Origin of the sequence: Spirulina sp. 06S082 (assembly GCF_034932145.1) — a bacterium.
In the GTDB taxonomy this organism is placed as follows: Bacteria; Cyanobacteriota; Cyanobacteriia; order Cyanobacteriales; family Spirulinaceae; genus CCY15215.
Genome location: NZ_JAYGHV010000443.1, coordinates 1 through 6,694, shown reverse-complemented (window position 1 = coordinate 6,694; position 6,694 = coordinate 1). Strand labels below are relative to the sequence as shown.

At 44.3% G+C, this 6,694-nt stretch carries 4 protein-coding genes and 1 pseudogene; 1 reads left to right on the top strand and 4 read right to left on the bottom strand.

The window, feature by feature from the left end:
- From VB714_RS26470 to VB714_RS26460, 3 genes and pseudogenes are all read right to left on the bottom strand, one after another.
- A pseudogene (locus tag VB714_RS26470) lies at window positions 1-765 on the bottom strand (thymidylate synthase); the annotation flags it as partial.
- 89 nt (window positions 766-854) lie between these two features.
- Window positions 855-1,880, bottom strand: a complete 1,026-nt coding sequence (gap, locus tag VB714_RS26465) for a type I glyceraldehyde-3-phosphate dehydrogenase (protein ID WP_323228266.1) — start codon at window positions 1,878-1,880, stop codon at window positions 855-857.
- A gap of 199 nt (window positions 1,881-2,079) precedes the next feature.
- On the bottom strand, window positions 2,080-2,679 hold the full coding sequence (locus VB714_RS26460) for a hypothetical protein (RefSeq protein WP_323228265.1): 600 nt from the start codon (window positions 2,677-2,679) through the stop codon (window positions 2,080-2,082).
- 799 nt (window positions 2,680-3,478) lie between these two features.
- Here VB714_RS26460 and VB714_RS26455 point away from each other — a divergent pair.
- Complete coding sequence (locus VB714_RS26455) at window positions 3,479-5,713, top strand: NB-ARC domain-containing protein (protein ID WP_323228264.1); 2,235 nt, start codon at window positions 3,479-3,481, stop codon at window positions 5,711-5,713.
- On the opposite strand, the gene VB714_RS26450 is transcribed toward VB714_RS26455, so the two are convergent.
- Window positions 5,635-6,694, bottom strand: a 1,060-nt coding sequence (locus tag VB714_RS26450; RefSeq protein WP_323228263.1) for an MFS transporter, incomplete at its 5' end; no start/stop codon positions are given. The genes VB714_RS26455 and VB714_RS26450 overlap by 79 nt on opposite strands.

The window sequence follows — 6,694 nt, the reverse complement described above, 5'->3', positions numbered from 1 at the left end:
AGTGCGATCGCAGGGCAAATAATTCGGTTCGGGAAAGTAAAAATCTGCGGGTTCATCGGTCACAACTGCCATTAAATCGATTAATTCTTGCCATTGTCCATCATAACCCGTCGGACGAATTGTTCCCGTTGTTTTGATACGATGAATGATTTTCACCCATGTTTCCGCGATGGTTTTGCCTTTAATTAAATGTCCGTAACGATCGCCAGGAAAAACTGTCGGGACAGTCTGAGAAAAGGGAAACTCTAACGGTTGACCCCAAACAGACACCGGGCTTTTTTCTGCATAAGATTTAATAAAGGCGTTCGCCTCACCAATAGAACTTGCTTCTCGATATTCAATATTCTGACGGAGTGCTTCTAAGATATTAGCAGGAATTTCGCGATCGATATAGCCAATAATTTCTGATTCGATCTGCCAAATATCTCGCCCAGTCTCGCTTTTTCCAGCCTTAAAACCATGACGAAAGAAATCTAATAAACATTGACTTCCTCCTGCATTGCGATCCTCTTTCGTAGCATTCAAAACAACCAAAAAACGAACGTGAGGATTTAACAGTAAATTGCGTAATAATAAACTAATTCCCCTCGTGGGACTGTACAACTGACCGATCGCGGCATATTCAGAAGCATCTAAATGTTTTGCCAATATTCCCTTCACCGTCCATCCCGTAACAACAACAGTTGTACCCCCTCCACATAAGATTTGATTGGGCTTATACAGGGGTTGATATTGAAATTGAGTTGGAGTGGAAATGACGGTCATAGTTAACTTGAATTTTCTTTTTCGATTACCCTATCATAAATAGCCCAGAAATTAACTTCTGCGCATAGAAAACTATGGATTGAATGAGTCTAGAGAATTCCTTCTTTCTTTGCCATAATTACCATCAGATCGATAACACGACAAGAATAACCCCATTCATTATCATACCAAGATATGACCTTAAAGAAATTCGGGTTTAACTCAATACCCGCCCCAGCATCAAAAATACTAGAATGAGAATCCCCCTTAAAATCCATAGAAACAACACATTCATCGGTATAACCAAGAATGCCTTTTAAACCATTCTCAGAAGCCGCCTTCATCGCTTTGCAAATATCTTCATAACTGGTGGCTTTTTCGGTTTTAAAAGTTAGATCGACCACAGAAACATCGGGAGTAGGCACCCGCAAGGCCATCCCCGTTAATTTCCCTTTTAAAGCCGGTAAAACAAGCGTTACGGCTTTGGCTGCACCGGTTGAAGCGGGGATAATATTTTGCGTTGCACTCCGTCCTCCGCGCCAATCTTTTTTACTGGGTCCATCAACGGTGGGTTGAGTTGCAGTAACCGCGTGTACGGTGGTCATTAAGCCTTCAGACAAGCCAAAATTATCATCAATGACTTTGGTGATGGGAGCTAAACAATTGGTGGTACAACTTGCATTAGAAACAATGGTATCAGTTGTTGGATCGAAGGCTTCATGATTGACCCCCAGAACCATTGTTTTGATTTTTTCGGGTTCTTTGGTGGGTGCAGAAAGGACGACCCGCTTGGCTCCTGCTTGAATGTGCTTGTTTGCACCATCATAATTGGTAAAGAGTCCCGTTGCTTCTACCACATAGTCAACCTGGCGATCGCCCCAAGGAAGTTCGCTAGGGTCTCGCAAAGCCGTACAGGGGATAAAATGACCGTCGATCGCGATCCCTTCCGAATTTCCTTCTACAGTCCCCGGAAAGGTGCCGTGGGTTGAGTCATACTTGAACATATAAGCAAGTTGTTCCGGGGGAAAGAGGTCGTTAATACCGACAAATTCTATGTTGGGATTTTTGACTCCCGATCGCACGACCAAGCGACCGATCCGACCGAAACCGTTAATCGCAACTTTTAATTTAGCCATTTAGCAAACTCCTTCCACAGACTGAATTGTTAAGGGCTAATTTCTCCGCGATGTAGCGCAAAGAAACCCCTATGGTCAAACTTAACGACAAACGCCAACTGTATCGAGGAATTTTCTATTGTTTTAACTTACTGAATTTTGCAGGTTGAGGGCGATCGGGGCTTGATTTTTTCTGCAATCGCCGCGATCGCCACTTCTCCTATGCTTGAACAGGATGACCGCAAGCGCTGCTTTCTTGCTTTTGGGGAGGAGTTTCTTGGGTTAATAACTCGAGGGTTAAATTATCCCCAGAGGTACGAGAAACCCCTTGTAAATACAGATCGAGAAGCGATCGCGTTTGTTGATAAGCTGCACTGGCATTCTCCTCTACAGCATTCTCCCACAGTTGGCTTTGACGGGCATGGTGAATGAACCCATTAAAAAGCATTTCGCAATCTTGGGTATATTTGCGGGTATCTTGGAGGAGGTGTTCGTGCCAGACGAGATCGACCTCTTGGGGAGGAACGAGAACTTGTGATGGATACAAATAGGAGAGGAAAAGAAAGAGTAAATAACGGGCGATGGCCAGATTTGCTTGTGGGTACGTCCATCCCTGGCCTTGGGTCGGATGAACCAGAGAAGTTACCACAGCACTGAGATCGAGTTGGTTCAGTTTCTCTTGGAGTACACCGCGATCGATTTGACCGAGAAGGCGATCGACGCGATCGGCCTGTTGGGAATCGTGGATTGAGTGAGGTTGAGTCTGTTTAAGGGTGGAATGCAAAAGGGAAGTAATGTGCCAATAACAAAAATCTGACATTATAATGGTCTCCGTCAATATGAATCAGATGAAGTAGTCACGATCTAAATGACTACTTTTTTCTTGGGTCGATCGCAGTGGGCGATCGACAATAAATAACAAAAGTCAGTAAAATAGCAGGGACATTTTCGGACTCTAATATTTGTTTCACCTCAACGCTGCCAATTTTATGCACTGCGCGATCGCAGTGGTTCGCAAGAGAGGAAAAAGATTTTTTACAATCTAAACCTGTTTTATCTTAGATAGGGTGTATTTGAACCTGTCAAGATAGATGTTTAAATTCGTGAATGCCTTAGCCGAGAAGGGCGATCGGCTTGGGTTCTTAAAATCGAGATTGGGTTTGAGGTTGGGTTGATGCAATTTTAAGAATATTTTCACGCGAGTGTTTAAGCGATCGCACTTTTCTAAGAACAATAATTAATTCGATTTATTCATCAAAATCATGTACCAATTGCAAAACCAACCTTCAAAACTCAATTGTTAAGAGATACAATTGTCACGATCCCATAATCGCTTCTCTGTTAATCGCTTTACCTTAACAAGATACTTTTCTGAAAATAGACAATTTTGGGACAATTAATTCTCATATATTTTTATTATTATCCAAATACAGAAAAATCCCTCGATAGAACAACTAAAAAATTTTTTATAACTCGATCGGTTAAGCCTTTTTCAATTCTTTAAATTCCCGAATAAATTTTAATCAAGATTTGTTATTAATATGCAGGAATAGTTTGATAAGATTAGCTGGAATAGTTTGAAAAAGCCTCCAAAATTATTTGGACAAATCAGAAACAATATGGCAAGTCTCAAAGCATCTGGAGAAGGACAAGCCAAAATTACAGAAGCGCGGAAAAAAAGGGGATGGCGCATTAATGCGACAAATACCAAACCCTTGAAAGAAGCGAGTAAAGTTCTACTCCATCGCTATGGTCAAGAAAATGGTTGGGAGGACAACGATCCCCAATGGTTGAAAGAGTTAGAAAAAATTCTGCGTATTGGCAAAAAGCAAGATGCCAGCGAAATCAGACGCGAAATCATTAGAGCAAGAAGAGGTTCTTTTCGAGATCGCATCGAAGTGTTTATCGAAGATGCAGAAATCTTCGCTAAAGATATTTCCTATGGTTCCTGGAGTCGCTTTGCTGGGAGTAAAATCCAACCCATTAAAGAGCGTGCCTTTCAAGCCTACTGTCAAATTCTCGATCTTTCTTGGGAGGAGGTCGTCGATCGCGAACCTTCGCCCCCTTCCCACAATGTCAAGCGATCGCAGCACAATTTACCCGTTCCCGATCATACTGCTTTTATTGGACGGAGAGAGGAATTAAACAAATTACTCAAACTTCTCTCCCCAGATAGTGCTGTTTATCGCATTAGCATCGAAGGAGAAGGAGGACTGGGAAAAACAGCCCTTGCTTTAGAAGCTGCCTATCGCTGCTTACACGCTAGTTGGGGGGTGACGACCTCTCCCGCCCCGGTTTTTGATGCCATTATCTTCGTTTCCTCGCAACCCCAACGTTTGACGGGGACGGGAATTCTCAAACGTCTGAGACAAGAAGCCAATCAAAGGGATATTTTCCGCGCGATCGCCCGCACTCTCGATCTTCCCGAACTTGCTTATACTGCCCTTGAAGAACGACTCGAACGGGTTCAAGATTATCTCTCTAAACAAAGCACTTTACTGATTATTGATAATCTCGAAACCGTTGAAGATCGCGATACTATCCTCGCGCTACTCTACGAACTCCCCCCTACTGTTAAAATCATTGTCACTACCCGTCAACCCGCATCTTCTCTCGTTCCTATTCGCTTAGATTCTCTGGCTAAAGAAGATGCTTTAGACCTCATTCTCCATCAAGTTGAAGAAAAGGGCTTAGATGTGAGTCTAGAAGATGCAGAAAGACTGTATAAAAGAACAAAAGGACTTCCTGCTGCGATCGTTTATACTATCGGTCAACGGGCGGCTGGCTCTGATATTGAGGAAATTATCGAGAGGTTGGCTCAAGCTACCAATGATGTATCTCGCTATTGTTTTGAAGGATCGGTTAAACTCTTATCGGAGTCTGCCCATCATTTACTCATGGCCTTGGCATTTTTTCCCCAAGTCGCATTGCGAGAGGCGATCGCCAAAGTTTCCTCGGTGGAAGAACCCCTGATTCTAGCCAAAGATTTGGCGCATTTACAAAAACTTTCTCTTATTAAGCAGAAGGAAGAGCGATATACGATGTTACCCGCAACTCGCTCTTATGTCCTCGCACAATTAGACGATGCGCCAAAGTTTGCCCCAGAAGCGAGACAAAGATGGCTGAATTGGTTTTTAGCTTATGTTCGACAATACGGCCACAAAACCTATCGGGATTGGGGGGATTATGATAATTTGGAGGGAGAATGGGGCAATCTTTCTGAGGCGATCGAATGGTGTCTCGGCCACGAACAATACGACTTATTTAAAGAGTTTTGGCTGTATCTGGGGGGATTCACTCGCTTTAGGGGCTATTGGGATGAGCGAGAGGCTTGGTTGAATTGTTTGCTGGAAGCGGCGATTCAGCAAGGCGATCGCGCTACTATTGCTCGGACTTTGCTCGATAAGGTTCACACCCTCACTTTAACCGATCGCCCCGGCCAAGGTAAAGAGGCGATCGCCCTCTGTGAAGAAGCCTTAACAATTCCCGATGGCTTAGAGGGACGCTCTCGTTTTGATGCAATGGTTCATCTGGCTATTATGCACCTAAATGAGAAGCAATTTTCGTCGGCGCAAAAATGGCTGGGAAACGCCCAAGAAACAATCGAAAGCACTGCTATAAAAGAAGAAGATCGCCTACACTTACAAACTCATCTTTTATATCATCAAGGACAACTTGAGGCAGAAACTGGAAACTTACAACAAGCACGTCAACTTTATGAGCAATGTCTCAAACAGGCTAAACAAATCGATTGGCAGTTGGGGACTATTTACACTTATGGTCGTTTAGCTGTTGTTGAAATTGAAGAAGGGAATCTCGACGAGGCGGAACGACAAGCATATTGCCAGGAATGATAAAACGTGGTGCCAGAATAGGTTATAAACAACAGGAGAGTTAATCCAGCAATGCCAGTCGTTACCGCAAAAAGACTGCGATAGCCATAGGTATTGGCTAACCAACCCGCGATCGGAGCCGCGATCGCCATTCCCAGATCGAATCCTCCCATCCAGAAACTCATAGCGCGTCCTCGTTCGTTTTTGTGAGTGCGATCGCCAATAGTCGCGGCAAGGGTGGGTAAAAGCGTCCCAGCACTAAATCCTTCGAGAATGGCAACTAATAGCAGTCCCAAGCCATCTTGAGCCATCCAAAGGACGAGCATGGCGATAAAATAAAAAGTAAAGCCGATGGTACTGCATAAACCGCGACCCGAGCGATCGCTGATTCCTCCCACAACAAGACGGGATGCTAAAGTTGCCAAACCGATCGCCAGATAAAAGAATCCAGGATCGAAAGCAATATTCGCATCTTCTATGAATAAAGGCAGAAAATCCCCTACTCCGCTTGAGGTTAAACCGATGAGAAATGATAATAGGACGAGGATACCGATCCGTCGATTGCAGAGAAGTTGCCAGAATTTGTCGGGGGCGATCGCGTCTCTCTCACTGGCTTTTTCTCGGGGAGGCTCCTGTAATCTCCAACAATAGAGCCATCCCACCAGTGCTAAACCCGAAGCCAAGAGAAATAAAGAGGAATAACCCGCTTGTTTTTGCAGAAAACTGCCCCCCCAAGCACCAAATCCTGCCCCGAGGGTCTTGGTTAAACCCATATAGCTTAAGGCTTTGCCGCGATGTTGGGGAGGCGCAATATCCATAACTAAAGTGACATATCCCGTACTAAAAGCAGCTACTCCTGCCCCTTGAGTGAGTCGCAGCCCTATTAATACTGGGAGAGAAGGAAAAAGCCAATAGCACAGAGGCGCGATCGCGGTGACAGCTAAACCCACGAATAGTAACATTTGGCGGGAGGTGCGATCGGCTGTGCGTCCCAACCAATCT

Excerpts from the sequence above, each read along its gene's own strand:
- gap (WP_323228266.1), bottom strand. The coding sequence starts at position 1,880 with ATGGCTAAATTAAAAGTTGCGATTAACGGTTTCGGTCGGATCGGTCGC.
- VB714_RS26460 (WP_323228265.1), bottom strand. The coding sequence starts at position 2,679 with ATGTCAGATTTTTGTTATTGGCACATTACTTCCCTTTTGCATTCCACC.
- VB714_RS26455 (WP_323228264.1), top strand. The coding sequence starts at position 3,479 with ATGGCAAGTCTCAAAGCATCTGGAGAAGGACAAGCCAAAATTACAGAA.